The sequence below is a fragment of the Synechococcus sp. WH 8101 genome (genome assembly GCF_004209775.1).
Taxonomy (GTDB): Bacteria; Cyanobacteriota; Cyanobacteriia; order PCC-6307; family Cyanobiaceae; genus Synechococcus_C.
On the sequence record NZ_CP035914.1, the window covers coordinates 738795 to 764930 of the forward strand.

Annotated in this window: 32 protein-coding genes and 1 tRNA gene; 20 read left to right on the forward strand and 13 right to left on the reverse strand. The window is 64.6% G+C overall.

From position 1 onward, the window contains the following. Positions 1–519 (reverse strand): hypothetical protein, encoded by a 519-nt coding sequence (locus SynWH8101_RS03675; RefSeq protein ID WP_130128607.1) that lies wholly within the window; start codon positions 517–519, stop codon positions 1–3. 65 nt (positions 520–584) lie between these two features. Here SynWH8101_RS03675 and era point away from each other — a divergent pair, with 65 nt between their 5' ends. Genes era through larB form a run of 6 tightly spaced genes read left to right on the forward strand, consistent with a single transcriptional unit; the run spans position 585 to position 4415 of the window. After that, complete coding sequence (gene era, locus SynWH8101_RS03680; RefSeq protein ID WP_130128608.1) at positions 585–1520, forward strand: GTPase Era; 936 nt, start codon at positions 585–587, stop codon at positions 1518–1520. Between the two features lie 32 nt (positions 1521–1552). Next, on the forward strand, positions 1553–2023 hold the full coding sequence (locus tag SynWH8101_RS03685; protein WP_130128609.1) for a phycobiliprotein lyase: 471 nt from the start codon (positions 1553–1555) through the stop codon (positions 2021–2023). Between the two features lie 4 nt (positions 2024–2027). Beyond that, the gene (trmD, locus tag SynWH8101_RS03690; RefSeq protein WP_174719494.1) at positions 2028–2741 is read left to right on the forward strand and encodes a tRNA (guanosine(37)-N1)-methyltransferase TrmD; all 714 of its coding nucleotides are present in this window, start codon (positions 2028–2030) and stop codon (positions 2739–2741) included. Positions 2742–2797: 56 nt separating this feature from the next. Further along, the gene (gene ispF, locus SynWH8101_RS03695; RefSeq protein ID WP_130128610.1) at positions 2798–3283 is read left to right on the forward strand and encodes a 2-C-methyl-D-erythritol 2,4-cyclodiphosphate synthase; all 486 of its coding nucleotides are present in this window, start codon (positions 2798–2800) and stop codon (positions 3281–3283) included. Between the two features lie 50 nt (positions 3284–3333). Further along, positions 3334–3723, forward strand: coding sequence for a TIGR03792 family protein (locus SynWH8101_RS03700; protein WP_370587011.1), 390 nt, complete (start codon positions 3334–3336; stop codon positions 3721–3723). Next, a complete protein-coding gene (gene larB / locus SynWH8101_RS03705; protein ID WP_130128611.1) occupies positions 3720–4415 on the forward strand; it encodes a nickel pincer cofactor biosynthesis protein LarB in 696 nt (231 codons plus the stop codon). The genes SynWH8101_RS03700 and larB overlap by 4 nt, the downstream gene beginning before the upstream one ends. Here larB and SynWH8101_RS03710 read toward each other — a convergent pair. The 5 genes from SynWH8101_RS03710 to SynWH8101_RS03730 all read right to left on the reverse strand — a co-directional run bounded on the left by SynWH8101_RS03710 (position 4377) and on the right by SynWH8101_RS03730 (position 8250). Next, positions 4377–4556 carry a hypothetical protein gene (locus SynWH8101_RS03710; protein WP_130128612.1) on the reverse strand — a complete coding sequence of 60 codons (180 nt, stop codon included), beginning with the start codon at positions 4554–4556 and terminating at the stop codon, positions 4377–4379. The two genes, larB and SynWH8101_RS03710, sit on opposite strands and share 39 nt — an antisense overlap. Before the next feature lie 333 nt (positions 4557–4889). Beyond that, entirely contained in the window at positions 4890–5846 is a 957-nt protein-coding gene (locus SynWH8101_RS03715; protein ID WP_130128613.1) for a DUF1517 domain-containing protein, read from the reverse strand. Between the two features lie 35 nt (positions 5847–5881). Further along, positions 5882–6097: a sulfur carrier protein ThiS gene (gene thiS, locus SynWH8101_RS03720; RefSeq protein ID WP_130128614.1), complete on the reverse strand. Its 216-nt coding sequence runs from the start codon at positions 6095–6097 to the stop codon at positions 5882–5884. A 42-nt stretch (positions 6098–6139) separates the two neighbouring features. After that, positions 6140–7186 carry a thiamine phosphate synthase gene (locus SynWH8101_RS03725; RefSeq protein ID WP_130128615.1) on the reverse strand — a complete coding sequence of 349 codons (1047 nt, stop codon included), beginning with the start codon at positions 7184–7186 and terminating at the stop codon, positions 6140–6142. Between the two features lie 137 nt (positions 7187–7323). Beyond that, positions 7324–8250 (reverse strand): bifunctional riboflavin kinase/FAD synthetase, encoded by a 927-nt coding sequence (locus SynWH8101_RS03730; RefSeq protein ID WP_130128616.1) that lies wholly within the window; start codon positions 8248–8250, stop codon positions 7324–7326. Between the two features lie 61 nt (positions 8251–8311). On the opposite strand from SynWH8101_RS03730, the gene SynWH8101_RS03735 reads away from it, so the two are divergent. After that, a complete protein-coding gene (locus SynWH8101_RS03735; RefSeq protein WP_130128617.1) occupies positions 8312–8884 on the forward strand; it encodes a DUF3611 family protein in 573 nt (190 codons plus the stop codon). Positions 8885–8889: 5 nt separating this feature from the next. Here the strand turns inward: SynWH8101_RS03735 and surE are convergent, their stop codons facing one another. Continuing rightward, positions 8890–9699 carry a 5'/3'-nucleotidase SurE gene (gene surE / locus SynWH8101_RS03740; protein ID WP_130128618.1) on the reverse strand — a complete coding sequence of 270 codons (810 nt, stop codon included), beginning with the start codon at positions 9697–9699 and terminating at the stop codon, positions 8890–8892. 71 nt (positions 9700–9770) lie between these two features. On the opposite strand from surE, the gene pheS reads away from it, so the two are divergent. From pheS to SynWH8101_RS03760, 4 genes are all read left to right on the forward strand, one after another. Continuing rightward, on the forward strand, positions 9771–10778 hold the full coding sequence (gene pheS / locus SynWH8101_RS03745; RefSeq protein ID WP_130128619.1) for a phenylalanine--tRNA ligase subunit alpha: 1008 nt from the start codon (positions 9771–9773) through the stop codon (positions 10776–10778). Between the two features lie 67 nt (positions 10779–10845). Further along, positions 10846–11754, forward strand: a complete 909-nt coding sequence (locus SynWH8101_RS03750; protein ID WP_130130325.1) for an NAD(+) kinase — start codon at positions 10846–10848, stop codon at positions 11752–11754. After that, complete coding sequence (locus SynWH8101_RS03755) at positions 11751–12437, forward strand: winged helix family transcriptional regulator (protein ID WP_130128620.1); 687 nt, start codon at positions 11751–11753, stop codon at positions 12435–12437. The genes SynWH8101_RS03750 and SynWH8101_RS03755 overlap by 4 nt, the downstream gene beginning before the upstream one ends. A 2-nt stretch (positions 12438–12439) precedes the next feature. Next, entirely contained in the window at positions 12440–12925 is a 486-nt protein-coding gene (locus SynWH8101_RS03760) for a DUF192 domain-containing protein (protein ID WP_130128621.1), read from the forward strand. Here the strand turns inward: SynWH8101_RS03760 and SynWH8101_RS03765 are convergent. Genes SynWH8101_RS03765 through cbiE form a run of 3 tightly spaced genes read right to left on the reverse strand, consistent with a single transcriptional unit; the run spans position 12905 to position 15783 of the window. Continuing rightward, on the reverse strand, positions 12905–14338 hold the full coding sequence (locus tag SynWH8101_RS03765; protein WP_130128622.1) for a DUF4114 domain-containing protein: 1434 nt from the start codon (positions 14336–14338) through the stop codon (positions 12905–12907). The genes SynWH8101_RS03760 and SynWH8101_RS03765 overlap by 21 nt on opposite strands. A 3-nt stretch (positions 14339–14341) precedes the next feature. Further along, positions 14342–14503, reverse strand: coding sequence for a hypothetical protein (locus tag SynWH8101_RS13985; RefSeq protein ID WP_165380879.1), 162 nt, complete (start codon positions 14501–14503; stop codon positions 14342–14344). Then, complete coding sequence (cbiE, locus tag SynWH8101_RS03770) at positions 14500–15783, reverse strand: precorrin-6y C5,15-methyltransferase (decarboxylating) subunit CbiE (protein ID WP_130128623.1); 1284 nt, start codon at positions 15781–15783, stop codon at positions 14500–14502. Before cbiE ends, SynWH8101_RS13985 begins: the two co-directional genes overlap by 4 nt. 21 nt (positions 15784–15804) lie before the next feature. Here cbiE and SynWH8101_RS03775 point away from each other — a divergent pair, with 21 nt between their 5' ends. The 4 genes from SynWH8101_RS03775 to SynWH8101_RS03790 all read left to right on the forward strand — a co-directional run bounded on the left by SynWH8101_RS03775 (position 15805) and on the right by SynWH8101_RS03790 (position 19562). Further along, positions 15805–16113, forward strand: a complete 309-nt coding sequence (locus tag SynWH8101_RS03775) for a hypothetical protein (RefSeq protein ID WP_254428038.1) — start codon at positions 15805–15807, stop codon at positions 16111–16113. Between the two features lie 63 nt (positions 16114–16176). After that, positions 16177–16437, forward strand: coding sequence for a DUF3764 family protein (locus SynWH8101_RS03780; protein WP_130130327.1), 261 nt, complete (start codon positions 16177–16179; stop codon positions 16435–16437). A gap of 56 nt (positions 16438–16493) precedes the next feature. Then, positions 16494–18992 (forward strand): GH116 family glycosyl hydrolase, encoded by a 2499-nt coding sequence (locus SynWH8101_RS03785; RefSeq protein WP_130128624.1) that lies wholly within the window; start codon positions 16494–16496, stop codon positions 18990–18992. Positions 18993–19064: 72 nt separating this feature from the next. Next, positions 19065–19562 carry a DUF3122 domain-containing protein gene (locus SynWH8101_RS03790; protein WP_174719536.1) on the forward strand — a complete coding sequence of 166 codons (498 nt, stop codon included), beginning with the start codon at positions 19065–19067 and terminating at the stop codon, positions 19560–19562. On the opposite strand, the gene SynWH8101_RS03795 is transcribed toward SynWH8101_RS03790, so the two are convergent. Both SynWH8101_RS03795 and SynWH8101_RS03800 read right to left on the reverse strand, forming a co-directional pair. Next, positions 19563–19949: a type II toxin-antitoxin system VapC family toxin gene (locus SynWH8101_RS03795; RefSeq protein WP_130128625.1), complete on the reverse strand. Its 387-nt coding sequence runs from the start codon at positions 19947–19949 to the stop codon at positions 19563–19565. It abuts the gene before it with no gap. Positions 19950–19954: 5 nt separating this feature from the next. Next, the gene (locus tag SynWH8101_RS03800) at positions 19955–20203 is read right to left on the reverse strand and encodes a type II toxin-antitoxin system Phd/YefM family antitoxin (RefSeq protein WP_130128626.1); all 249 of its coding nucleotides are present in this window, start codon (positions 20201–20203) and stop codon (positions 19955–19957) included. A gap of 117 nt (positions 20204–20320) precedes the next feature. On the opposite strand from SynWH8101_RS03800, the gene ribD reads away from it, so the two are divergent. Beyond that, positions 20321–21403 carry a bifunctional diaminohydroxyphosphoribosylaminopyrimidine deaminase/5-amino-6-(5-phosphoribosylamino)uracil reductase RibD gene (gene ribD / locus SynWH8101_RS03805; protein WP_370587021.1) on the forward strand — a complete coding sequence of 361 codons (1083 nt, stop codon included), beginning with the start codon at positions 20321–20323 and terminating at the stop codon, positions 21401–21403. Positions 21404–21413: 10 nt separating this feature from the next. On the opposite strand, the gene SynWH8101_RS03810 is transcribed toward ribD, so the two are convergent. Continuing rightward, entirely contained in the window at positions 21414–22175 is a 762-nt protein-coding gene (locus SynWH8101_RS03810; protein ID WP_130128628.1) for a potassium channel family protein, read from the reverse strand. 89 nt (positions 22176–22264) lie between these two features. On the opposite strand from SynWH8101_RS03810, the gene ftsH reads away from it, so the two are divergent. The 4 genes from ftsH (at position 22265) to SynWH8101_RS03830 (ending at position 26008) form a co-directional block, all read left to right on the forward strand. Then, entirely contained in the window at positions 22265–24145 is a 1881-nt protein-coding gene (gene ftsH, locus SynWH8101_RS03815) for an ATP-dependent zinc metalloprotease FtsH (protein ID WP_130128629.1), read from the forward strand. Positions 24146–24197: 52 nt separating this feature from the next. Next, positions 24198–25154 (forward strand): ornithine carbamoyltransferase, encoded by a 957-nt coding sequence (argF, locus tag SynWH8101_RS03820; RefSeq protein ID WP_130128630.1) that lies wholly within the window; start codon positions 24198–24200, stop codon positions 25152–25154. 71 nt (positions 25155–25225) lie between these two features. Next, positions 25226–25843 (forward strand): transcriptional repressor LexA, encoded by a 618-nt coding sequence (gene lexA, locus SynWH8101_RS03825; RefSeq protein ID WP_130128631.1) that lies wholly within the window; start codon positions 25226–25228, stop codon positions 25841–25843. A 92-nt stretch (positions 25844–25935) separates the two neighbouring features. Next, positions 25936–26008 (forward strand) — tRNA-Ala (locus tag SynWH8101_RS03830). Positions 26009–26136 lie beyond the last annotated feature (128 nt).

Sequence of the window (26136 nt, forward strand, 5' to 3'; positions counted from 1 at the left end):
TCAGTCGGCGACGGCCTCCACCGCTTCCCGGATCGCTTGCTTCTGCCGCTCGTCGTAGCCCCAGCGCTCCAGGAAGGCCAGGTCGTCGCCGCGGCTGTGATGGGCCGCATCGAGCAGGGTTTCGAGACGTTCTTTCACTTGGTGGGGATCGAGTTGACGCAGCAACTCGCAGCAGCGGGCATTGACCCGTTCCGAACCAGAGGCCTGCGCGTCGTCGCCATTATTGCGATGGTGCACCACCATCGCTGCACTCATCGCCAGGTTGCGAGCGGTGAGGTCCACCACCCCTTCTCCCGCATCGCGCAGCTTGATCACAAGGGGTTCCGGCAGGCGATCCATCAGGGCGCTGTCGCCGGCGAGGCTCACCACGAAGAAGCCGCGAGCCCCATCGCGACTGGCCACCAGCTCCGCCACCCGATCGGCCAGCACTTCGTCGCTGATCTCCTCCCCATCCCACTGTTGCAACCAACCGGCGGCGATCTCCATCGCCTGCTGAAAGGTGGGTTCGAGCGCACTCATGCTCTGCCATCACTGCGGCGATCAGCCTATGGGCAACGGGTGTGCTTGCAAGCGATGCTGAAGCCATGGATCTCACCCCTGGCGCCCAGACCCCTCACCGCTCTGGCTTCGTCGCCCTGATCGGACGCCCCAACGTGGGCAAATCCACCCTGGTGAATCAGCTGGTGGGAGACAAGGTGGCGATCACTTCGCCGGTGGCCCAGACCACGCGCAACCGTCTGCGCGCCATTCTCACCACCCCCGAGGCCCAGCTGATCCTGGTGGACACCCCAGGCATCCACAAGCCGCATCATCTGCTCGGCGAACGCCTGGTGCAAAGCGCCCGATCCGCCATTGGTGAAGTGGATCTGGTGCTGCTGCTTCTGGAGGGGTGTGAAGCCCCTGGCCGCGGCGATGCCTTCATCATCCAGTTGCTGCAACAGCAGCGCCTGCCGGTGCTGGTGGTGCTCAACAAATGGGACCGGGTGCCCGCAGAGCGCAGGCCGGAGGCCGATCTCGCCTATCGGGAGTTGCTGGAGACCACCGATTGGCCCATGCATCACTGCAGCGCCCTGAGTGGAGCCGGTTGCCCGGAGCTGGTGCAGGCGATTGTGGCTCGCTTGCCCGAAGGGCCCCAGCTCTATCCCGCCGACATGGTGAGCGATCAGCCGGAGCGGTTGTTGATGGCCGAACTGATCCGCGAGCAGGTGCTCACCCATACCCGTGAAGAGGTGCCCCACAGCGTGGCGGTGCAGATCGACCGGGTGGACGAGATGCCGTCGAAGGGAAAGGGCAAGCCCCGCACCGCCGTGCTCGCCACCGTGCTGGTGGAGCGCAAGAGCCAGAAGGTAATTCTGATCGGTAAGGGCGGAGCGATGCTGAGAACGATCGGCCAAGGCGCCCGTCTCCAGATGCAGACCCTGATCGATGGGCCGGTGTATCTGGAGCTGTTTGTGAAAGTGGTGCCCGACTGGCGCAGCAAACCGGCGCGCCTGGCCGAACTCGGCTATGGCGTGGAGTGAAACGGGGGACCCGCGGCTGAGAAGATGGCGGCATGAGCGACCTCCCCTTCCCTCCTGCTGATCTCGATTCGTTCCTGCAGCTCTGTGACGGCCGCTGGATGAGTCTGCGCAGCATTTTTCAACTCGACGGCAGTGACGACTGGCACAGCAGTGAGCGGGGAGAACTGGTGATGCAGAGCGAGCAGGAGGGAGCGGATGGCGGCGCCAGGCTGAAGGTGTGCGCGGCGGATGGGCGCCAGCTGGCTGCCATGCACTTTGCCCCAAGAGGTGTGTTGACCCTGGCGGCAAGTCCTACTGAGTCAAGCGGCCATTGGCAGCTGCATGGTGATGGCTGTCTGGAGCTGACCTTGCCCGCCGCGAACGGCGCCAGCCTGCGCGAGCGGATCTGGTTCACCAAGGCGAACCTGCGTCTGCGCAGCACCACCCTGGTGGATCAGGACGGCACACCGCGTCAGGCCAGTTTCTGCTCGGAGATCCGCCGGGTCACGGCCCCTCAGGGCTGAGGGGATGGCTGCGTTGCGCCTCGATGTGGTGAGCCTGGCGCCTCAGGCGTTTGCGCCGTTGCTGGAGCTGGGGGTGATCGGTCGGGCCTTTGCGGCGGGGCGTGCGGAGTTGCACCTGCACAACCCGCGCGATCACGCCACGGATCGCTACCGCAAGGTCGACGATGAGCCCTACGGCGGCGGTGCCGGTATGGTGCTGAAGCCGGAGCCGGTGTATGCCGCTGTTGAGGCGATCCCGGTGTGTGGGCGGCGGCGTGTGCTGCTGATGACACCCCAGGGTCAGCCCCTGCGGCAGGCCGATCTGCAGCGTTGGTCGGAGACGTGCGATCAATTGGTCTTGCTCTGCGGCCACTACGAGGGGTTTGATGAGCGGATCCGCGCCCTTGCGGATGAGGAGGTGTCGCTGGGAGATTTTGTTCTCACGGGCGGTGAGCTGCCGGCGATGACGATCATCAACGGGGTGGTGCGTCTGCTGCCGGGCACGGTGGGGACGGCCCACTCCCTGGTGGAGGAGAGCCACAGCGATTTGCTGTTGGAGCATCCCCACTACACGCGGCCGGCGGATTTCCGGGGGATGGCCGTGCCCGAGGTGCTGCGCAGTGGCGATCATGGTGCGATCGAGCGTTGGCGGCAGGCCCAGCGCGAGCAGCGCACGGCTGAGCGCAGACCCGACCTGCTCACCCGCTGGCGCCAGCAGCAACAGCAGGCGCAGCAGTAGCAGGCGCAGCAGTTCGGCCGCGGTTCATCAAGAATGGAGCTCTTGACCTGGCCCCCATGCAGCTGCGGATTGGCAACGGCTACGACATGCACCGCCTTGTGCCTGGCCGGCCCCTGATTCTGGGTGGACAGCGATTGGCACACCCCGATGGCCTGGGCCTGGATGGCCACAGCGATGCCGATGTGTTGGTGCACGCGATCATGGATGCCCTGCTTGGGGCGCTCTCTCTGGGCGATATCGGCCAACACTTCCCCCCGGAGGATCCCCGCTGGAAAGGGGCCGACAGCCTGGTGCTGCTGGAGCAGGTGGTGGCCTTGGTGCGGGATCGTGGCTGGGGTGTCGCCAATGTGGATTCGGTGGTGATCGCTGAGCGCCCCAAGCTCAAACCCCATATCGAGGCGATGCGTCGTGCCATTGCCACGCGTATCGGCATCGCACCGGAGCAGGTAGGGGTGAAGGCCACGACCAACGAACAACTCGGACCCGAAGGACGGGAAGAGGGGATCTCCGCTCAGGCGGTCGCGCTGCTTCAGGCTCTGTGACCCGCCGCTTTTCAGGATTGCTACGTAGGGTTTTAAGCCTTGCCCTGTCGTTGGCTGTGCTGTTCAGCTCCCCTGCCCAGGCGCGGTTCGTCGCCTTCGCCGATCCGGAGGGCGGCTACGACGTTGCCGTGATCGAGCATCTCAAGGTGAAGGTGCCAGAGGCTGCACGGCAGGCTTGGTTGGAGGCGGAGCGGGGCAGCTGGGAACCCTGGCTGGCGCGTCAGCAGGGATTTCTGGGCCGGGATCTGCTCTGGAATCCTGAAACCGAAGAAGGCACGCTGCTGATCCGCTGGCGCAGCAGAGAGGCGTGGAAGGCGATTCCTGAGCAGGAGGTGGATGCTGTGCAACAGCGCTTTGAGCAGCTGGCCCGTGAGGCCACCGGTGAGCGTCTGGGTAATCCGTTTCCGCTCCTCTACGAAGGCGAACTGCTGCCCCAATGACGGCGACAGCCCATCTCGACTGGGATCGTCGCCGCCGCATCGGCATCAGTGAGGCGATCTGGGGGGAGCACAAGACAGCGGAACAGATCGCGGCGATTCTGGAGTCGTTCTATGGCCGCGGTGAAGCTGCGTTGGTCACCCGCGTCGATGCTGCCAAGGCCGCTGCTGTGGCGGCATTGCTGCCCGAGCGCGACCTGCAATGGCATGACCAGGCCCGCTGCCTCAGCAGCGTTCCAATCTCGCTCGAACAGAGCGACGCAGAGGCGCCGGTCACCATCCTCAGCGGTGGCACAAGCGATTGGCCCGTGGCCAAGGAAGCGCAGCTGGCTCTGGCGTTCCAGGGCATCGCCGCCTCGTTGATGCTGGATGTGGGGGTGGCCGGCTTGCACCGTCTGCTCGAGCGGTTGCCCCTGCTGCGCACGGCGCAGGTGCTGATCGCCTGTGCCGGCATGGAGGGGGCTCTGCCCACCGTGCTCGCCGGACTTGTGCCCCAGCCGGTGATCGGTGTGCCCGTGTCGGTGGGGTATGGCGTCAGCGCTGGAGGACGGGCCGCCCTTGATGGAATGCTCGCCAGCTGTGCGCCTGGCCTCACGGTGGTGAACATCGACAATGGCTACGGCGCAGCGATGGCTGCGTTGCGCATCCTCAGCTCCTCAGTGGAGCGGGTTGTGGCCGATCGGGTTGAGGAGTGAGCTTTTCGGTTCGGACCCATCCAGTTCGAACAATTGCTCCACCCACAGCCGCATGGAGTGAGGCAAGGAGCCCTGCTCATAACGCAACATCGCTTCCAACAAAACAGGCGAATTCACCCATTGGATCGTGCGGCTGGCCATGGCGCAGGCAGCTTTGGTTGCACGATGCGGCTTGCTCAGAGGGTTGGCAAGGCTGCCGGCGTCGCGATCTAGTCGGCTTTGTCGTATTTTCTGCCCAAGCGCCACAGTTCATTGCTGTGGGAGGGAGATTCGACGATGCGAAGCTTGCGCACGAGTTCAAATAAATCGGCCTGATCAAGTTCCCCGTTGCTTTGCCACTGCATGGCACGTGGATCGGGTTGTGGAGCAGCGGACAAGGAGGGACGGTTTGAAGTCCGATCAAGCTAATCAGCGTTGGACCCGGTTTCTTCCCTGAAGCGCCGCTTTGCAGTGGAAGATTTTCTGAAGCCTGATTCAGAGATGCTGCAGATTCGGATAAGCGGTCACCAGTTCATCGGCGCTGAGCACATCGCCACTGCCATCGGGTTGCCAGATCACCTCAAGGGCGATCAGGTCGCTGGAGGCCGTGGAGCCGAGGATGCGCAGGGTTTCACGCAGCGCTTCGCCATTGTCGGCTTGCTTGATCGTCATTGGACGACGGCTCGCCACTAGCAGGGTGACGACGATGTATTCACTGGTCGCATCGGCATCGCCGCGTTGGGCCAGGTCGCCCGAGGTGGTGCGAACGCCGCCCACATTGCTGGTGAGCTCCTGCCGCAGTTTGCTGCGCTCGGTCATCGACAACCGATTGAAGGTGCTTTCTGCGGCACTGAAGGGAACGCTGCCGCATTCAGCATTGGCGTACACCCACAACTCAGGCTGGCGCAGGAGGGCGAGGGTGGTGTCTTGAAGCACGCGTTGCAGACCGGAAGCCTGGCTCGTGTCGGCCGTGGCGGCCAGTTGGCGCAGGTCGCTCTGCAGGGCTTTGGCACTTGCCAGCAACCCCACCTGCACCTGGATCAGGCTCACGGGCCCTGGATTGATCGTGTTGACCCGATCGCCGCCGATCGCAGTGCCGCCGCCACTGCCAGCGCTACGGAAGGCATTCACCAGCACCCCCACGATCGCCATCAGGATTAGAAAACCGAAGAGACCGCCGCCCCCGAATCCGAAGATCGGGATGATGAACGGAAAGCCGATGCCACCGCCATAGCCGCGGCTGTAGCCACCGCCGTAGCTGCGGTTCAGCCCACCGCTGCGCGGCATCGATGGGGCCCGGAAACTGCCGCCGCCGATGCGGCCGCCGCTGGCGGCTTCACTCACCTGGGGCTGAATGATCAACACGCTGATGAGCAACAGCGGGATCATCAAGATCGACAGGCTGCGCTGCAGCCAAGGATGCAGCGGTGATTGGCTCCGGTGCTTCGGCATGCGTTCTCCAGCGGCTCACATCGTTGAAAACGACTCTAGGAACCGCCACCCACGATGGTGACAATCTCCAACGTGTCGCCATCGCGGACGGTTTGGCTGTCCCACCGATCTGGGGTCAGGATCAAGCCGTTGAATTCCACCACCACCAGGCGTGGATGGTGCCCCAGTTGCTCGATGACCGCCGCCAGGTTGGCCGGGGCAGGGCTGAGCTGGCGTAGCTCTCCATTCACCTGCAGTTGAAGCGTGGGCATCGCGGTTGAGGGCGGTCAGAACAAGTCAGAACACGGGAGCGGTCACGACAGCGCCGTGAGCAGTTCGTGGCTGGCCGCATGGGCATCGGTGGCTTCCATGATTGCGCGCACCACCGCCACCCGATGGGCGCCGGCCGCACGCACCGCGTCGAGCCGTTCTGCATCGATGCCGCCGATGGCGAACCAGGGAATGGAGGCATGGCGACTGGCTTCCTCAACCCACTGCAGGCCGCGTGCGGTGCGATCCGGTTTGGTGGCCGTTGCATACACCGGACCGACGCCCACGTAGTCGCAGCCTTCGTTTTGGGCCGTGAGCAGCTGCTCGAGCTGGTGGGTGCTGCGCCCTAACAGGCGATGGGGGCCGATCAGGGCACGCGCTTCCTGTGTAGGGAGATCTTCCTGGCCCAGGTGCACGCCATCGGCATCCACCAGGAGGGCCAGATCAATCCGGTCGTTCACGATGAATAGGGCCTGATGCCGCTTGCAGAGCTCGGCCAGGGCGCGTGCCTCCTCGAGCCGCTGTAGGTCATGGCCTTCTTTCGCTCTGTATTGCACCAGGGAGACGCCCGCCTGGAGGGCAGCGGCGACCTGGGCCTCCAGGTTTGGCACCGGCGAGGTCACGAGATAGAGCCGGCTCTTCTGCAGGCGCCGCAGGCGTTCCTGATGGTCTCCAGCCTGCAGGATCGTGACCTCGAGGTCGTAGATGCCGTAGCGGATCTCCGCGGCCGTCGCCGCCAGCTCTGGGTCGCGATCGCGTCCGAATTCCTCCAATACTCGGAGCGCTTCCTGAATCCGTCCGCAATTGGCGGCCACGATCTGTTCCGAGTGATCCCGCTGCTGCTGGGCGGGGTGGCCCAGGCCGGCGCCGCTGTCGGTGGCGGTGGACCGTGCTTCCTTGTAACCCCTGTGGTGGTGGACGCCGAGTCGCTGGCGCCAATCCTTGAGGCAGATCACCAGATCCTGCCGGTCGAGTCCGAAGCGGCACCAGTCTTCAACGACGCGAAGTCCTTCGCGGGCCCGGTCGAGATTGGCGTCGATCAGCCGGGCCACACGCTGATCGCCGAAGGCAGCGACAAGCATCGATTTCATGGCAATCTTGGCAGGATCGCACGCCTACGAGCGGCCATGGACAACGGTGGATCCGAGAGCACCATGCACGTGTTGGTGTGGGGGATCGTGCTCCTGGGGGGGATCGGCGTGTTCATCGTCTGGGGTTTGGCGAACGCCTACCCCACCGGTGCCTGAAGCCGAAGACGCGCCCGTTGGGCATCGAGGCCGATCTGGGCGCTGAGCTCCTCCAGCCCTGAGAAGCGCTGCTGCCCCCGCAGGCGTTCCACCGGTTCCACCGTGAGCTCCCGCCCTTCCAGTTCCAGGCGGGTGTCGAGCAGATGCACCTCCACGGCCGAGGGGGAGGTGGGATCCACCGTGGGCTGGGGGCCCAGGTTCATCACCGCCGGCAGACGCTCGCCCTTGTCTTGGAAGAAGGCCCAGGCGGCATACACCCCGAGGCCGGGCAGGAATTTGCGTCCATCCACCTGGAGGTTGGCCGTCGGCCAGCCGAGCTCGCGGCCGAGGCCTCGCCCTCGTACCACCCGACCGCTGAAGCGATAGGCCCGCCCGAGCAGTGCGCTGGCCCTGGCGAGGTCGCCGGCATTGAGAGCCGCGCGGATGCGGCTGCTGCTCATCCGGCCGCCGTCGTCTTCCAGGATCGGCAGCACGCTGACCCGCACGCCGGCGCGTTCACACAGCCTGCGCAGGGTGTTGGTGTCGCCTGTGCGGTCGCGTCCGAAGCGGAAATTGGCACCGACGGCGATGTGACGCGCCTGCAGGGTCGTCAGCAGCACCTGATCGACAAAGTCGTCCGCCTGCAGCCGGGCCAGCTGCTGGTCAAAGGGCACCAGCACCAGCTGCTCGATCCCCAGCGGTTCGAGCAGATCCACCTTTTCCGAAGGCAGATCGAGCCGCAGGCGGGGTTCGCCATGCAGCACTTCGCGGGGGTGGGGCCAGAAGCTCACCACGCTCGGCAGGCCGCCGCAGGGATCCCCACACACGGCATCGATCACGCGCCGATGGCCGGCATGGAGGCCATCGAAGCTGCCGAGGGCCAGGGCCGTTGGCGTGCGGGCCTGCTGGGGTGAGCAGAGGGGGATCAAGGCTGGCCGTGCATCCGGCAGGAGTTGATGCCAAGTTTGGACGACCGCCGTTCACTCGCGCATGGCCGATCGCCTTGATTTCCAGCAGCTCGCCCTGGGCGTGCGCCGGATGGCCTGGATCCGCTTCTGGATTCAAACGGCCCTCGGCGTGGTGGTGGTGGGGGTGTTGCTGTTCAACAACATTGGCGGCAGCCTGGCGCGCAATTCGGAGCGGGCGTTGGGGCTTGGGCCGGGCCTCTCACTCACCACGCTTTCGTTTTTTGTGTTGTTGTTCAGCCTCTGGCAGGGCTGGTTGATCGTGCGTCTTGGCCGCGCCCTGGGCAGCAACGCTAGGCCCAGTCGCGGCGAGGCGAGTCGCCTGATCAAGCGCGGCTTGCTGGCGGATCTGCTCGGCCTGGTGCTCGCCTCTGTGGGCTATCAGAGCCTGGCCGGCAGCCTGTTCGTGCAGGCCTCTCTGCAGGCCCCTGGCTTCTTTGGATCTCCTGTGGGGGGAACCAGCGCCCGCAGCCTGGTGGGTTACCCGATCACCTCGATTGAAATGCTTTCGGTGTTGAGCAACACCCAGGTGTTGTTCGCCCACACCATCGGTTTGATCCTCTCTCTTTGGTTGCTGCAGCGGATTTACCGCACCTGAAGGCGTCAGCGCACCAGCTGGTCGGCGAGTTGCAACTTGGGCAGGCTGCTCAGGCCACCACGCCAGAACAGTTCCGGCTGGATCGGTGTCAATGACGGAGCATTGGCCTGAATCTGGGCCACATCGGTGGGCCAGTCGCGGGGGCCGTCGCCGCCCGATTCGAGGTCTTCGACTGCTTCGCCGGCCAGCCAGTAATAGGTGCGGCCGCGGGGATCGACGCGGGGGCTGAACTGTTCGTCGTAGCGACGGATCGAAAGACGGGTCCAGCGCAGCGCTCCCATCGCCTCCGGATGGCAGGGGGGGATGTTGAGATTCAGCAGCAGTTGCTCAGGCCAGCCATCGGCAAGGGCGGCTTCAGCTACCGCGAGGGCCAGCTCTCCGGCACCCGTGAAATCACGCCACTGGAAGCAGGCGCTACTGATCGCCATCGCCGGCAGCCCTTCGAGGGTGCCCTCCATGGCGGCGGCCACGGTGCCGGAGCAGAACACATCCGTGCCCAGGTTGGGTCCGTGGTTGATCCCCGACAGCACCAGATCGGGCGGACTGTCGAGCAATTCGAACAGGGCCAGTTTCATGCAGTCGGCGGGGGTGCCGCTGCAGGCCCAGGCGGTGATGTCGTGCTCAAACAGTTCATCGGCCCGTTCCGCCCGGATCGGCGTTTGCAGGGTGAGGCCGTGGCCGGTGGCAGAACGCTCCTGGTCGGGGCAGACCACGGTGACGCTGTGGCCACGACTGGCCGCTGCGGCGGCCAGAGCGCGAATGCCCGCTGCGAAGACGCCGTCGTCATTGCTGATCAGGATCCGCAGCGGGGACATGGCATCCGGGGCTTCTGGGGGGAACCTAAGCGTGCTGGCTGCCTACAGTCAGTCGCCGCGATCCCGATGCCGTGAGCGCCACCGTGTCTCTTCAGCAGCTCACCGATCAGTTGGAGGCCCTCGAAGCCGACGCTGCCGCAGCGATTGCCAGCGCCGCCGATGCCGAGGCGCTGGAGCAGCTGCGAGTGGGTTTGCTCGGCAAAAAAGGCCGCCTCTCCGGTGTGCTCGGCGCCATGGGCAAGCTGCCGGGCGATGAACGGCCCCTGGTGGGGCAGCGGGCCAATGTGTTGAAAACCCAGGTCCAGGAGCTGCTCAGTCAACGACTGCAGGCGGTGAAAAGCGCGGCGATGGAGGCCCGGATCGCGGCCGAGACTCTGGATGTCACGGCAGCGGCCAGTGGCACCCCCGTGGGGCATCGCCACCCTCTGATCACCACCACCGAGGAGATCGTTGATCTGTTCTGCGGCCTCGGCTATCAGGTGGCGGAGGGCCCGGAGGTCGAGAGCGACCACTACAACTTCACGGCCCTCAACATCCCTGCGGATCACCCGGCCCGTGACATGCAGGACACCTTTTATCTCCAGGACAACCTGCTGCTGCGCACCCACACCTCACCGGTGCAGATCCGTCACCTGGAGCAGACTCCACCCCCCGTGCGCATCGTGGCGCCCGGTCGGGTATATCGCCGCGATGCCGTCGATGCCACCCACTCGCCCGTGTTCCACCAGGTGGAGGTGCTGGCGATTGATGAGGGCCTGGATTTCAGCCATTTGCGCGGCACGGTGATGGCCTTTCTGAAGGCCTTCTTCGGCGATCTGCCGGTGCGTTTCCGCGCCAGCTACTTCCCCTTCACCGAACCGTCCGCGGAGGTGGATGTGCAGTGGCGCGGGCGCTGGCTGGAAGTGATGGGCTGCGGCATGGTCGATCCGGCGGTGCTGGAGGGGCTGGGTCTGGATCCCGATCGCTGGAGCGGCTTCGCGGCCGGTTTGGGTGTGGAGCGCTTCTGCATGGTGCGCCACGGTATCGATGACATTCGCCGCCTTTACACGAGCGATCTGCGCTTCCTCGAACAGTTCTGAGCCTTGCCTTAAGCCAGCGCAGCGGAAAGTCTCATAAAATTCCTGGGCTGTTGTTTGGATGCGATCGGTGCCCCGGGTCGGACTGATCGTCAATGACGGCAAGCCGCTGGCGGTTGACACCGCCCAGACGATCCAGGCCCGTCTTGAACGCTGCGGCCATGAGGTGGTGCGCGCCAGCAGCGCCGGCGGCATGGTGGGCTTTGCCAATCCCGACCAGCACCTGCGCATGTTGGGCTACAACGCCTGCGTGCCTGAGGGGTTTGATCCGAGCATGGCCCTGGCGATCGTGCTGGGGGGGGATGGCACGGTGCTTTCGGCGTCGCGCCAGACGGCACCGGTTGGGGTGCCGATTCTCACGATCAACACCGGCCATCTGGGCTTTCTGGCCGAGGCCTATCTGGGTGATCTGGATCGGGCCCTGGAGCAGGTGCTCACCCAGCAATGGACGATCGAGGAGCGCGCCAGTTTGGTGGTGAGCGTGATGCGGGGTGATCAGCGTCGCTGGGAAGCGCTCTGCCTCAACGAGATGGCCTTGCATCGCGAGCCCCTCACCAGCATGTGCCATTTCGAGATCGCGATCGGTCGCCATGCCCCGGTCGATATCTCTGCCGATGGCGTGATCCTCTCGACGCCCACCGGTTCCACCGCTTATGCCCTCAGTGCGGGCGGCCCGGTGATCACGCCCGATTGCCCGGTGCTGCAGCTGACCCCGATCGCGCCCCACTCCCTGGCGTCCAGGGCTTTGGTGTTCAGCGACCGGGAGCCGGTCACCGTGTTTCCCGCCACGCCGGAACGGTTGATGATGGTGGTGGATGGCAGCGCCGGTTGCTACGTGTGGCCGGAAGATCGGGTGCTGATCCGGCGCAGTGACCATCCCGTGCGCTTTGTGCGCCTGTCAGACCATGAGTTTTTCCAGGTGCTGCGCAACAAACTGGGTTGGGGCTTGCCCCATGTCGCCAAACCGGATCGGCCATGACGACGGGTCTGCTGGTATTGCTCGTGGGACCCGGTGCCTCCGTTCTGGCGCCGCGTCTCGAGGCCTCCGGATACCAACCACTCGCCTGGTCTGCGGGAGCGGCGGCGGCCATGCCCGCCAGGGCTGAGTCTCCGGTGGCAGCGATCCTGGCCTTGGATCAGGCCGATCGCATCCCTGATCTGCGCGCACGCTTCGGAGCGATGCCGATCCTGCTGGATGTGGAGAACGACAGCGTTGAAGCTCGCGAACTCTGCCTCAGCGCCGGAGCGGACGATTTCTGGCTCTCCTCACTCGGCACCAGTGATCTGCTGCAACGGCTTCGTCTGCACCGCCGCATTCAGGCCCGCAGCGGTGAGCAGCCCAGCCTGCTCCAGGTGGCTGATCTGAGCGTGGATCCCACCTGTCGTCAGGTCCGGCGCGGCAGTCGGCCGGTCGCGCTTACCGCTCGGGAGTACGCCCTTCTGATGTTCCTGTTCGATCACCGCGGTGAAGTGCTCAGCCGCGAGCAGATCCTGAGGGAGGTCTGGAACGACGACCAGGGCACGTCCAGCAACGTGATCGAGGTGTATGTGCGTTATCTGCGCCAGAAACTGGAGGAGGGTGGCGAGAAACGCCTGATTCACACCATCCGCGGCCGCGGCTACTGCCTCAACGACGGCATGCCCCAGCTCGAGCGTTCCTAGCCATGGAGCTGCCGCCCGCCCAGTCGCCACCGCAACAGCTGCCCCTAGAGGCACGCTGGTGCGTGGCCGATCGCCGTGATGCCTGCGTGCTGCTTGAGGTAGCCGATGAACCCCAGGAGCAACGCCTGGGACTGATGCAGCGACCGGCCCTGCGACCGCTAAGGGGGATGTGGTTCCCGTTCCGACCCTCACGGCCGCTGCGCTTCTGGATGTTCAACACGATCGCCCCACTCGACATGGTGTTCGTGCGCGATGGCCAGGTGCTGGCGATTCAGCGCGATGTGCCCATCTGTCGGGCTCAACCTTGCCCGTCCTACTGGGCGGATGCGGATGGCAACGGCCGGGCCGATTTCGCCGATGGCGTGATCGAGCTCGGCGCCGGCGAGGCGACCCGGCTGGGCGTCAAGGTCGGCCTGCCGGTACGGATCGAGTCGATCGCTCCGGTTGTGGCGCCACGCCGATCCGCCTCAACGCACGTCGAAGAATGAGAACGTCATCGTCAGGTCGTTGAAGTCCTGATCGCCACCGCCGGGCAGATCCTCCATGCCGATTCGGTTGCTGCCAAGGCGCCTGAAATGGTTGAAACCATCGGGATTGGCGGCGTCGAAGGCGAAGTAGATCGCCTCCTTGCCAGGTTCCAGCACTTCCACCACCGGGGCGATCAGCGCTCCTCCCTGCAGGGTGTCCTGCCGGTCGCTGGAGCCATCGTCTTCGGCCTCCAGTCCTTGCAGCGGCGTCACGCTGTTGCGGGGGGAGAGGGCAGCCTGTTGATAGTCGGCATCGCCAGGGCGGATCAGGGCGCCGCTGACAGGATCGATGACAGCGCCATCCGCATCCTGGACCACATAGAACCCCACCCGAGACTGAAAATCCGCCTCGCGACTTGCGCCCACATTCACGGTGAGCCGTTGTAAGGGATCGAGGCTGCGCAGGTCGAGGAGCACATCGTCTGGCGTGTCCTGCAGGGTGGCGATCGCGCTGCTGATCAGGCCATCCTGCTGGGGGATGAGGTCTGTGGCGGGGTTGAAGTTCGCTGGGATCGTATCCGGGAAATACACCCCGGCCTGAAAGGGCATCGCCCCGTCGTAGTGACTGCTCCAGGGCGGGCCATCGAGGCTGCTGGATTGCAGCTGCTGAATCGAGGAGAGGATGGCGTAGGGCAGGTTGTCTTGGCCGTCGAACGCGCGGGTGTCGGTGGAGATCGACCCTGGCAGCGCATCCGGGTTGTTGCTGCTGTATTGCTGGCCGAGGAAGCCATCGATCAGGCCGTTGTGGCGCAACACCGAGAGCACGTTCCACTGGCCATTGGCTCCCTTCTGGGAGTTGGTGAGGGGAAGGTTGGTTAACTGGAGAGGCGCGAGTAGACCGGAGCTGCTCAGCAGAGTGGCGATGTCGGGGTTGCCCAGGTTTTTGAAGAGGCTGCTGGAGGGAACTGGGATGATCCTGGCCTCGTCGCCCAGCACCTGCCGACCGGCCCAGAGCACGGCGATCACGCCGGCGTACACCTGATCCACGTCGTCCTGGCTCAGACCTCCGGGTGCAAATTCAAAATCCTGGGCCCAGATGCTGTAGCCGCCTTGGCCATTCGGCTGCGTTTCCGAGCGGCTGAGAAATTCGCCCGGGTAGGTGAGCACCGCCTTGAGAATTGATTGCGCCACCTGCTGGCGGTTGCCATCCGTGATGCTGGTGGGCATCAGGCTGGCGATCAGGGGCCAGAGGTTCCGTCCTTTGAACTGGCGATCGTTCAGCGCGCACGACATGCCGACCACCCGCCCGTCCTTGATCAGATCAGCGCGCGCCCCGGGGCTGAGCTCTCCGATCGGCACCACATCCGTGGGGATTGCGCCCGCCTCCAGAGTGGCCTTGAGGTTGTCGACGAAATAGGCGTAGGTGGTGGTCATCGCTCAGCCGAAGAAGCCCTTGGATTGGAGAAACAGTCCGATGGCCAGCAGCGGCCCGAAGCCGGCGATCAACAGGGTGATCTTCATGCGCAGGGGCGACACCTGACGGTCTTTCTGGAGTGGCATGGCGATCGCTTCGGGTTGAGCTTCGATTCTGGTGCTCAAGCCCCCGGCAGGCGCCCCTTGAGCACCAGCACCGGATTCATCGGCGCCAACCGGGTGCCACCGGCCAGGGGCTGACCCCGCCAGGACTGCAGCTGACTGAGGTTCACTTGGCAGCCGGCTGTCTCCAGGAGCGGTCGTAGCTCGGCCAGGGCTTCGAGGGTGGCCAGGGGGATCACCACCACGCCGCCGGGCTGCAGGCGCTGCAACACCGTTTCGAGCAGGGCGGCTCGAGCCCGGCCTCCCCCGCCAAGCAGCACTCGGTCGGGGCGTTGCAGTGACTTGGGGAGCGCATCGGCAGCAGTCTCGCCGCCTTGCAGCAGGGCCAGGGCGTCTCCTTCCAGCACGGCCGCTGGCCGCACCCCGAGGCGCTCGGCGTTGGCATGGATCAGGCGCGCCCCGCCGCCCCGTTGTTCAATCGCCAGGAGCTGCAGGCCTGATCGGAGGCGCAGGGCTTCCAGGCCCACGCTGCCGGTCCCGGCCCCCAGGTCCCAGAGCACACCGCGATCCGGCAGCTCGAGATCGGCGAGCAGCTGGATGCGCACCTCCCGTTTGGTCATCAGTCCTGGGCGGTCGTCGTGTTGCAGGAAGAGGCCGTCCTCAAGGCCGAAAAGGGGCAGGCGTTCCGGTGGCGGGGCGCTGGGGGGCACCGCCAGAAGCACCACCAGATGCAGGGGATGGAGTGTGCTGGGGGATGGATCCGGGGGGTGCAGCTGCTGCACCCGCTCGTCCGCGTGCCCAAGGGCCTCGAACAGCCAGAGCGCATAGGTGGTGTCCAGCCCACTGCTGCGCAGGATCGTTCTCACCTCCTCCACGCCGCCGCGGCTGGGGTCGGTGAGCACGGCCAGGGCTTTGGGCCGTTGCTGCAAGTGTTGCGCCAGCGCCAGGGGATCGCGCCCATGCAGGCTGAGCCATTGGGCGTCCTGCCAGGGGCGGCCGAGCCGGGAGAAGGCCAGCTGCAGGGAGCTCGGTGCCGGTTGAAACCGGAGCCGATCGGCCCCCAGGCGCTCCATCAGGGTGCGGCCGATGCCGAACCAGAGTGGGTCACCGCTGGCGAGCACCACCGCCCGCGTGCTCCGCGGCAGGGCCTGGAGTTGGTTGCAGAGCTGAAGAGGGGAATCGCTGGCGAGCAGCGTCGCCGGGTGGTGATCGCCAAGCCAGGGTGCCAGTGCTGAATGCAGACGCCGGGGTGCGGCGATCAACGCAGCTTCACGAAGCAGTTGCTGCTGCGGCGCCGCCAGGGTGGCGGGTGCGCCGGCATCGGTGCCGATCACCTCGATCATGGCGTCATTGTGGCGCTGGCGATGTCGATTGAAATTGAAATGGAGAGTGCGCAGGAGAGGGTGCAGAGCCGAGAGCGGCGTCAACGCTTGCATGAACTCCTACTGGCCCTGATCGCCCAGCAGGGCGACCTGGAGCTGATGGATGGGGAAGGTCCCGTGGGGATCACTGCTGGCTCCAGCACCGAGGCACCTGCTGATGCGGCCCGCTGGTTGGATCGCAATCGGCGCCTGTTACAGCGCTACCAGGCTCTGGTGCGCACGGCGGTGACCTTGGATACTTTGCTCGATGCGGAAACCACCGCTGGCTCAAAAATGAACGATGGCTTCTGACCGGCCCTTCTGAGAATCAGTGATAAGTTCCGCGCGCTTCATGCGCTCAGGCATTCGCTGATGATCGAAACCCACGTGCTCACGTTCACCATTAACAAGAGCTTTGCTGAATGGGTGGCGACCTATGACGCCTCGAAGCCATTGCAGGCAGCGGCTGGCATTACCTCCTTGTATCGGGGCGTGAGTAAAGAGGATCCCACCAAGGTTTGTGCTGTGATGCAGGCCGAGCCCGGGATTATGGAAGCGTTTATGAGTGATCACGCTGAGCTGGTCGCTTCCTCGGGCCATGTACTGGAGAGCACGGTGAGCCAAGTGTTCATCTGAGCCCCTCTGGCTTGTCGCCTCAGCTCTGGCAGGCTGGGGCGACTTTCTGCCTCTCCATGGCGCCGCTCGGACTCTCTGCTCTGCGTTCGCTGCTGGGCCGTCGCAAGCAAGCCAAGCGTTGGCAGCCGCCCGAGGCGAGCTGGAGCCGGCCGTTCGGCCTCGGTTGGGATCGCCCCTACACGGTTCGCTACGCCAGCAACCTCGATGATGGCCCTAACCACGGCATGCCACTGGGGGGCTTTGGAGCGGGCTGTTTCGGCCGCGCTCCCGATGGCAGCTTCAACCTTTGGCATCTCGATGGCGGTGAGCATTGGTTCGGTGTGCTGCCCGATTGCCAATTCGCTCTGTTTGAACGGAATGGCAGCAGCACGAGGGCCCATGCCCTGGCGGTGAAACCCGGGGCGGATGCCTCGCGTCCGGATGGTGGTGAGCCCCTGGCCGCCTGGGATTGGTATCCCGCCAGCACGCCCGAGCGCTGCACCGGCACCTATGCCTCCCGCTATCCCCTGAGCTGGACCAGTTACGAGGGCGTGTATGACGCCGAGGTGCGCTGCGAAGCCTTCAGCCCCATCGTGCCGGGGGATTATCAGCGCACCAGCTACCCGGTAGCTGTGTTCGTGTGGACCTTGCGCAACCCCACCACCAAGCCGTTGGATCTGTCGTTGCTGTTGAGCTGGCGCAACACCACCGGCTGGTTTACCAACACCGATGCTTCCGCCGAGGTGCACTTCCGGGACGATGGCAGCCCGGAGCACAACTACGCTCCTGCGATCGGCAAGACCGATGGGCAGCGCAACCGCTGGGTTGACGATGGTGCCCTTCAAGGCGTGGTCCTGGAGGGGAACGTCTCCACTCCGATCGCCGAAGGCGAGGGCCAGTGGTGCATCGCCACTGCACAACAGCCGGGGGTGACGATTCATCGCTGCAGCCGTTGGAATCCCCACGGTGATGGCAACGAGCTCTGGAGCAGTTTCCGCGCTAACGGCTCGATTCCCGATAGCAACAACGACCGCCGCAGCGGCCACAACGATCCCCTCAGTGCCGCCCTGGCGGTGCAGTGTCAGTTGGCACCGGGCCAGAGCATCGAGATTCCGGTGGTGATCAGTTGGGATCTGCCGGTCACGGCCTTTGCGACAGGCAGCAGTGCGCTGCGCCGCTACACCGATTTCTTTGGCGCAGAAGGCCATCAGGCCGCGGCGATCGCCGCCGAAGCGCTGCGCGATTGGTCGCAGTGGAAGCAGCAGATCGAGGCTTGGCAGCAGCCGGTGCTGGAGCGCAGTGATCTGCCGGAACCGGTGCGGATGGCTCTCTTCAACGAGCTCTATGACCTCTGCAGCGGCGGCAGTTTGTGGAGCGCGGCGACGCCCACGGATCCCTACGGTCGCTTCGGCGTTCTCGAGTGCATCGACTACGCCTGGTATGAAAGTTTGGATGTGCGCCTTTATGGATCCTTGGCGCTGCTGCAGCTCTGGCCGGAACTCGATAAGGCGGTGTTGCGCAGTTTTGCCCGGGCGATCCCAGCGGCCGATGCCACGCAGCGGCCGATTGGTTGGTATTTCACCCAGGGCAAAGGGCGCGTGGAGGCCGACCGCAAGGTGAAGGGGGCGACCCCCCACGATCTGGGGGCACCGAATGAGCAGCCTTGGGATGCCACCAACTACACCGCCTATCAGGATTGCAATCTCTGGAAAGACCTGGCCAGCGACTATGTGCTCCAGGTGTGGCGCACGTTCAAGCTGTCGCCCAGCGGCGAAGACATCAACTTTCTGGCGGAGTGTTGGCCCGCGGCCGTGGAAGCCCTCATCTATCTCAAAGGCTTCGACATCAACAACGATGGCTTGCCCGACAACGGCGGCGCCCCGGATCAGACCTTTGACGATTGGCCGCTCAAGGGTGTGAGCGCCTACTGCGGCGCCCTCTGGATTGCGGCCCTGGAGGCGGCCCTGGCGATGGGGCAGCAGTTGCAGCTGGCCACGGGCCTGGACACCGCCGCCGAGCAGCACACCTTCAGCACCTGGCTGGAGCAATCCCGCGCCAATTTCGACACGCTGCTCTGGAACGGTGAGTACTACGACATCGATGCTGAGAGCGGCACACCGGTGGTGATGGCCGATCAGCTCTGCGGTGATTTCTACGCTCGTTTGCTGAAGCTGCCAGCGGTGGTGAGTGATGCCAACTGCCGCAGCACCCTCAAGGCTGTGAAGGAAAGCTGCTTTGAGAAGTTCCAGGGCGGCCGCCTCGGGGTGGCCAACGGCCTGCGCCGCGATGGCACCCCGCTCGATCCCCAAGGCACCCATCCGCTCGAGGTGTGGACGGGGATCAACTTCGGCATCGCTAGCTACTACCGCTTGATGGACGACACCAGCACCGCCCTGGCGATTACCTCCGCCGTGGTGAACCAGGTGTATGCAGGCGGGCTGCAGTTCCGCACCCCCGAAGCGATCACAGCGGTGAATACCTTCCGCGCCTGCCACTACCTGCGGGCGATGGCGATCTGGGGACTCTGGGCCACCCACACCGACTGGCAGCGGATCCCCGGGGCTGAACGCGGGTAATCAAATCAGCTTCCACGCCAGCACCATCGCGCCGGCCTGGCACCGATGATGGGGGCACTTCTCCTGGGCTTGATGGGTGTGTTGCGGCGTCTGCTGGTGTCCGTTCTGGCGGCGGTGATGCTGGTGTTGCTCACGCCAGGGGCGGCGATCGCCCAGGTGCATGAGCATCAGGATGAGAATGGTGCGCCGATGGTGCGCAGCCTCGAAAGCCTGCGCGATCTCGACTATCAGAGCTGGCAGGCGGTGGCTTACCGCACCGGGAAGCCTGGCAATCCTGTGGTGCTGCGCATCGTGGGCTATCCCGGCAAATTGCGGCTCGAGCATCCCGCCCCGCTGCTTGTGCAGGCCGGCGTGAAGGAGTGGCAGCTGGATGACATCACCCTTGAGAATTCCGTCTTGGCCAGCGATGGTCGTGAGGCAGCTGCCGAGTTCGCCCTCGATCCCCTGCTCAACGATCTCAGCAACAACCGGCCGCTGCGTTTGTTCCTGCCTGGAGTGTTCAATGAGCTGCCCGTGCCTCCCTACGTGGTGGGTGAATGGCGTGAGGTGCAGACGGAGCCTCTCGGTTGATCACATCCTGCGGATCGGGCCCGGGTAGCGACTGAGTTGCTCGTCTGCGGTGGTCAGCAGCAGTCCTTCGGTCTGTGCCTGGGCGACCAGCAGCCGATCAAAAGGATCGCGATGGAGGGGCGGGAGTTGCGCAACAGCCAGCACGTGATGGCTTTGAACGCTCAGCTCCCGCCAACCGCCTTCCAGAAGCGCCCGTCGCAACAGCTCTGGTTGAACCTGAAAATCGGGTTTGCCCAGCGCCTGTTTGATCACCACTTCCCAGAGGCTGGCCACGCTGAACACCGGTGTGTTGCGTGGGTCTTCGATCATGGCCACCAGGGCTGGGTCCAGACGTTCGGGTGAGCCCATAGCCCAAATCAGCAGGTGGGTGTCGAGCAGCAACTGCATCGTTCTCAGCGGCCTTCAAACAACTCGGGGATCACGTCGTCGCCCAGTTGGTCAAAGTCATCGGGGACCTGGCAATGCCCCTTGAGTAGGCCAAGGCGGGATTTCTGCTTGGTGCTGGATGCCGTGGCATCCAGAGCGGTCACCTGGACCAGCGCGCGTCCTGCCTTGCAGATCAGGAAGGCTTCCCCCGCGGCGGCTTCGTCCACCAACCGCGAGAGATGGGTTTTCGCTTCGTGCATGTTGACCTTCCGCATGGCGCCCGCTCCAACCCTCGCTTTGGTTAGTCGACTAAGTCGAATTTAACTGGGTCCACCATGATGGTGGTGCGGTTTGTGTGTCTGGCACGTTTGAGCGAGCGTTGGATTCCCTGGATGCGCCGGGCCCTGCAGCTGGCGGCCTTGGCCGACGGTCACACCAGCCCCAACCCCCTGGTGGGCGCCGTAGTGCTCGATGCCGCTGGCACCCTTGCGGGGGAGGGCTTCCACGCCCGGGCAGGTGACCCCCACGCCGAGGTGGGGGCCTTGGCCCAGGCCGGCGAGCGCGCGAAGGGCGGCACGCTTGTGGTGACCCTCGAACCCTGTTGCCATCACGGCCGCACCCCTCCTTGCACCGAAGCCGTCATCCAGGCAGGGATCCGCCGGGTGGTGGTGGCGCTCAACGATCCCGATCCTCGCGTGGCTGGCGGTGGCCTGCAGCGTTTGCGTGATGCCGGCGTGGAGGTGATCCCCGGGGTGCTCGAGGCCGAGGCGGCCCACCAGAACCGCGCCTTTGTGCATCGGGTCAAGACCGGGCGCCCCTGGGGGCTTCTCAAGTGGGCGATGAGCCTGGATGGCCGCACGGCCCTGCCCAATGGCGCCAGCCAGTGGATCAGTGGCGCTGCTGCGCGCGCCTGGGTGCATCGCCTGCGGGCCCACTGCGATGCGGTGATTGTGGGGGGCGGCACCGTGCGTGCCGATGACCCCCTGCTCACGAGCCGCGGACTGCGCACACCTGAACCGTTGCGAGTGGTGCTGAGTCGCTCCCTCGATCTGCCTGCGGCAGCCAGGCTCTGGAACACGGCCGAGGCCCCCACCCTGCTGGCCTCTGGGCCAGCCGTGGAAGCAGTCGATGGCGAGAGCGGTCCGTTGCTGGAGGCGCTTGGCGCCGCCGGAGTCATGGCCACGGCCCTGCAACGCTGCGAACCCTTGGCTTTGCTAGAGCAGCTGGCATCACGCGGTTGCAACCGGGTGCTCTGGGAATGTGGATCGGCCTTGGCTGCGGCTGCATTGCAGCAGGGCTGCGTGCAGGAGCTGGCGGTGGTGATCGCCCCGAAACTGCTGGGGGGCCTTGCAGCGCGCACCCCCCTCGGCGAGCTGGGATTCACGGCGATGGATCAGGTGATCCCGCTCCAGGACCAGACCCTGCAATGGCTCGAACGTGATGCTGTGGTTCAGGCCCTAGTGCTGCCGCTGTAAGCCGCTCGATTCAGAGCTCGTCGAGATCCTGGTCTTCCAAATCGTCGCGATCCTCCAGTTCACCGGTGTAACGACTGATCAGCACCCCCATCACCACCGCCAGATAAAGGGTCCCTACGATGCCGGTGCTCACCGAGATCATGCGTGACAAGGGAAGCATCGGGTTGATGTCGCCGAAGCCCAGGGTGGTGAGGCAGACAAAGGCGAAGTAATTGATCTTCGCGAACAACCCTGGGGAGAGCAGCAGGGTGGCGTCGGTGCCGCGCAGCTGTTCGGTGGAGAGATCCAGCGGTTCGAAACTGCCCGGTTGGATGGTTTCCACAGCACTCATCACCAAACCGGCGGTGAGGCCCAGCAGCAGGTAACCGGCCGCAGCCCCCATGAGCATCTCCCGGCTCACCCGCGTTTCGCGGGACAGGCGTTTCACCAGCCGCACCACACTCCATCCCGTGAGCAAGCTCCAGCTCAATACCAGGGGCACGCCGGTGTTCACCCAGCGCAGCGGTGTGATCAACCAGAGCAGTTGCGAACCAAGGGCCACGATGCCGAGGAGTTGAAACAGGCGATCGCTCATGGTGCGCCGCGCTTTGCGGATCACCAGCAGTTGGGTCAGCAGCAGGGCGATCAGGGAGTAGCCCACCGTTCCCAGCCAGGAGAGCCAGGGGAAGGCGAAGCTCACCAACACCAGCAGGCACAGGCTCAGCAGCAGCTGGTAGATCCGTTCGCGACTGCGTCGACTGGTGCGTTTCCGGCGCGTCGGTTCAAACGTCATTGTCACAATCGCGTTCGGTTCTCCGTCCCTGGCCGGTGGCGGGCATCCGGGGTGGCCCCCCTAGCTTGGGGGACCAGTCGACTGTCGCCATGCCGATTCGAGAGGATGACAACAGGCCGAATCGGCGCTTCGGAATCATCAACCTGGTGCTGATCGGATTCGGGGTGTTGCTGCTCTTCAGCAGCTTCATTCCCAATCCCGGCATGCAGGTGCCGCGGGTGCCCTACTCCCTGTTCATCGATCAGGTGAATGACGGTGCTGTGAAGCGCGCTTACATCACCCAGGATCAGATCCGCTACGAGCTGGCCAATCCCGAGGAAGGGGCGCCCTCGGTGCTGGCCACCACGCCGATCTTCGACATGGATTTGCCTCAGCGGCTTGAAAGCAAGGGGGTGGAGTTCGCCGCTGCACCGCCGAAGAAACCCAACATCTTCACCACGATCCTCAGCTGGGTGGTGCCGCCGCTGATCTTCATCCTGGTGCTGCAGTTCTTCGCCCGGCGCTCCATGGGGGCTGGCGGTGCCCAGGGTGCCCTGAGCTTCACCAAGAGCAAGGCCAAGGTGTATGTGCCCGATGAGCAGTCGCGGGTCACGTTTGCCGATGTGGCCGGGGTGGATGAGGCCAAGGACGAACTGACCGAAATCGTTGATTTCCTCAAGACCCCCGAGCGTTATGCCGAGATCGGCGCTCGCATTCCCAAGGGGGTGCTGCTGGTGGGTCCGCCGGGCACCGGTAAAACCTTGCTGTCAAAAGCGGTGGCCGGCGAGGCGGGTGTGCCCTTCTTCATTATCAGCGGCTCTGAATTTGTGGAGCTGTTTGTGGGGGCGGGTGCCGCTCGCGTTCGTGATCTGTTCGAGCAGGCCAAGAAAAACGCGCCCTGCATCATCTTTATCGACGAACTCGATGCCATCGGCAAGAGTCGCTCCGGCTCCATGGGTGTGGTCGGTGGCAACGATGAGCGCGAGCAAACGCTCAATCAGTTGCTCACAGAAATGGATGGCTTTGCCTCCAAAGACAAACCGGTGATTGTGCTGGCGGCCACCAACCAGCCGGAGGTGCTGGATGCGGCGCTGCTGCGTCCTGGCCGCTTCGACCGTCAGGTGCTGGTCGACCGTCCCGACCTTTCCGGTCGCAAAACCATCCTTGAGATCTACGCCAAAAAAGTGAAGCTCGCTGATGGGGTGGATCTTGATGGCATCGCCCAGGCCACCAGTGGCTTCGCCGGTGCCGATCTCGCCAACCTGGTGAATGAGGCGGCGCTCCTGGCGGCGCGGGCCAAGCGCACCAAGGTGGAGCAGCAGGATCTTGGTGAGGCGATTGAACGGGTGGTGGCAGGCCTGGAGAAGAAGAGTCGGGTGCTCCAAGACGACGAGAAAAAGGTTGTGGCCTATCACGAGGTTGGCCACGCGATCGTTGGCCATCTGATGCCCGGAGGCAGCAAGGTGGCGAAGATCTCGATCGTGCCAAGGGGCATGAGCGCCCTCGGCTACACCCTGCAACTCCCCACCGAAGAGCGCTTCCTCAACTCCCGCGAAGATCTGGAGGGCCAGATTGCCACCTTGCTGGGTGGACGTTCCGCCGAGGAGATCGTGTTCGGCAAGATCACCACCGGAGCTGCCAATGATCTCCAGCGCGCCACCGACATCGCTGAACAGATGGTGGGCACCTATGGCATGAGTGAAACACTCGGTCCGCTCGCCTACGACAAACAGGGCGGCGGACGCTTCCTCGGCGGCAACAACAACCCCCGTCGCACCGTCAGTGACGCTACGGCCCAGGCGATCGACCGCGAGGTGCGTGGTCTGGTGGATCGAGCCCACGACACGGCCCTGGCGATCCTGCGCCACAACATGGCGCTGTTGGAGACCATCGCCCAGAAAATTCTCGAAAAAGAGGTGATCGAAGGCGATGAACTCAAGGAGATGCTCGCCGCCAGTGTCATGCCGGACCACGCTCCCGTCGCGGCCTGAGGCTTGACGGGAGGCGCTCCCGTCCCCGATAACACTTCTTTGAACGATCGCCATGGTCGCCGCAAGCTCCGGCGTTGCTTCCGTTCTCTCTCCTCTCAAGGGCAGAGATTTCCTTTCCTCTGCGGATGTCAGCGCTGAGCAGACCGCTGCTCTGCTGGAGCTGGCCCGACAGCTCAAATGCGGTGACCGTCGCATCGACCTGGGTAATCGGGTGCTGGGCCTGATCTTCACCAAGGCCTCCACCCGCACCCGCGTCAGCTTTCAGGTGGCGATGGCCCGCCTGGGGGGGCAGACCGTAGATCTCAACCCTCAGGTGACCCAGTTGGGCCGGGGTGAGCCGCTCGAAGACACGGCCCGTGTACTCAGCCGTTTCTGTGATGTGCTGGCGGTCCGCACCTTCGCCCAGCAGGAGCTGGTGGATTACGCCCACTGGGCCACGATCCCCGTGGTGAATGCCCTCACCGATCTGGAGCATCCCTGCCAAGCCCTCGCCGATTTCCTCACCATGCAGGAGGCGTTTGGTGACCTGCAGGGCCAGACCCTCGCCTATGTGGGCGATGGCAACAATGTGGCCCATTCCCTGATGCTCTGCGGTGCGCTCCTGGGCGTGAACGTGCGCATCGGTTGCCCTGAGGGATTCGAGCCGCTGCCTGGTGTGCTTGATCAGGCCAGGGCGCTGGCGGTGGATGGTGCGGAGATCAGCGTCACCAGCGATCCCGTCGCTGCGGTGCGCGGAGCCCAAGCGCTCTACACCGATGTGTGGGCGTCCATGGGGCAGGAACAAGAACAGGCGGAACGGGAGCGCGCTTTCCAGGGTTTCTGTCTCAACGAAGACCTGTTGGCGAAGGCGGATGCCCGCGCGATCGTTTTGCATTGTCTGCCTGCTCACCGCGGTGAAGAAATCAGCGCCGGGGTGATGGAGGGTGAGGCGAGCCGCATCTTTGATCAGGCAGAAAATCGCCTGCATGCGCAGCAAGCGTTGCTGGCCTGCCTGATGGGTGGCCTCTAGTGACTCACGCCGGGTCTTGCCAGCGGCACTATTGAGAGGTACAAATGTATTGACGCGTGATTGTCTGGTCAGTGCCATCCGGATCCCCCGAGCCTCTTACGTCCGCTCAGCAGGAGTTGTACGACTGGCTCGCTGATTACATCGGCAGCCATCACCACAGCCCCTCCATCCGTCAGATGATGCAGGCCATGGGGTTGCGATCTCCCGCTCCTGTGCAGAGTCGCTTGCGCCACCTGCAGCAGAAGGGCTGGATCACCTGGCAGGAGGGGCAGGCGCGCACGCTTCAGCTGCTCGGAGGCATGGCCTCCGGGATTCCGGTGCTGGGAGCGGTGGCGGCCGGTGGCTTGGTGGAGACCTTTGATGACGTCCAGGAGCGCCTCGATCTCGCTCCTCTCCTGGAAACCAGAGGTCTGTTCGCTCTCACCGTGAATGGCGATTCGATGGTGGAGGCGCACATCGCTGATGGCGATGTGGTGTTAATGGAGCCCGTGACGGATCCCAGTCGATTGCGGCAGGGGGTGATTGTGAGTGCGCTGGTGCCGGGGAGCGGCACCACCCTCAAGCATTTCCATCGCGATGGTGGCACCGTGCGTTTGGAGGCGGCCAACCCGGCCTATGCGCCGATCGAACTGCCCGCCGATCAGGTGCAAGTGCAGGGCAAGCTCATGGCGGTCTGGCGTCAGGTCTGAAGGCTGAGCGCATGGGCGGCAGGGTCTGGCCTGCGGCGGTGTAAGCTTCGACACGACGACGGCACGAGCCCAAGGGCATCACCGCCGTTCATGGGGCCATAGCTCAGCTGGTAGAGCACCTGCATGGCATGCAGGGGGTCAGGAGTTCGAGTCTCCTTGGCTCCATTGAGAAAACCCAGTCAGAGACAGGGGTTTCGAGGTTCTGGCGCAAGAACTGCAGAGGGTCAGGTGCACCCAGATGCACCCATTTGCGCTTGTTTGGCGCATGGTTTGGCGCATGATGGTGGGGACAC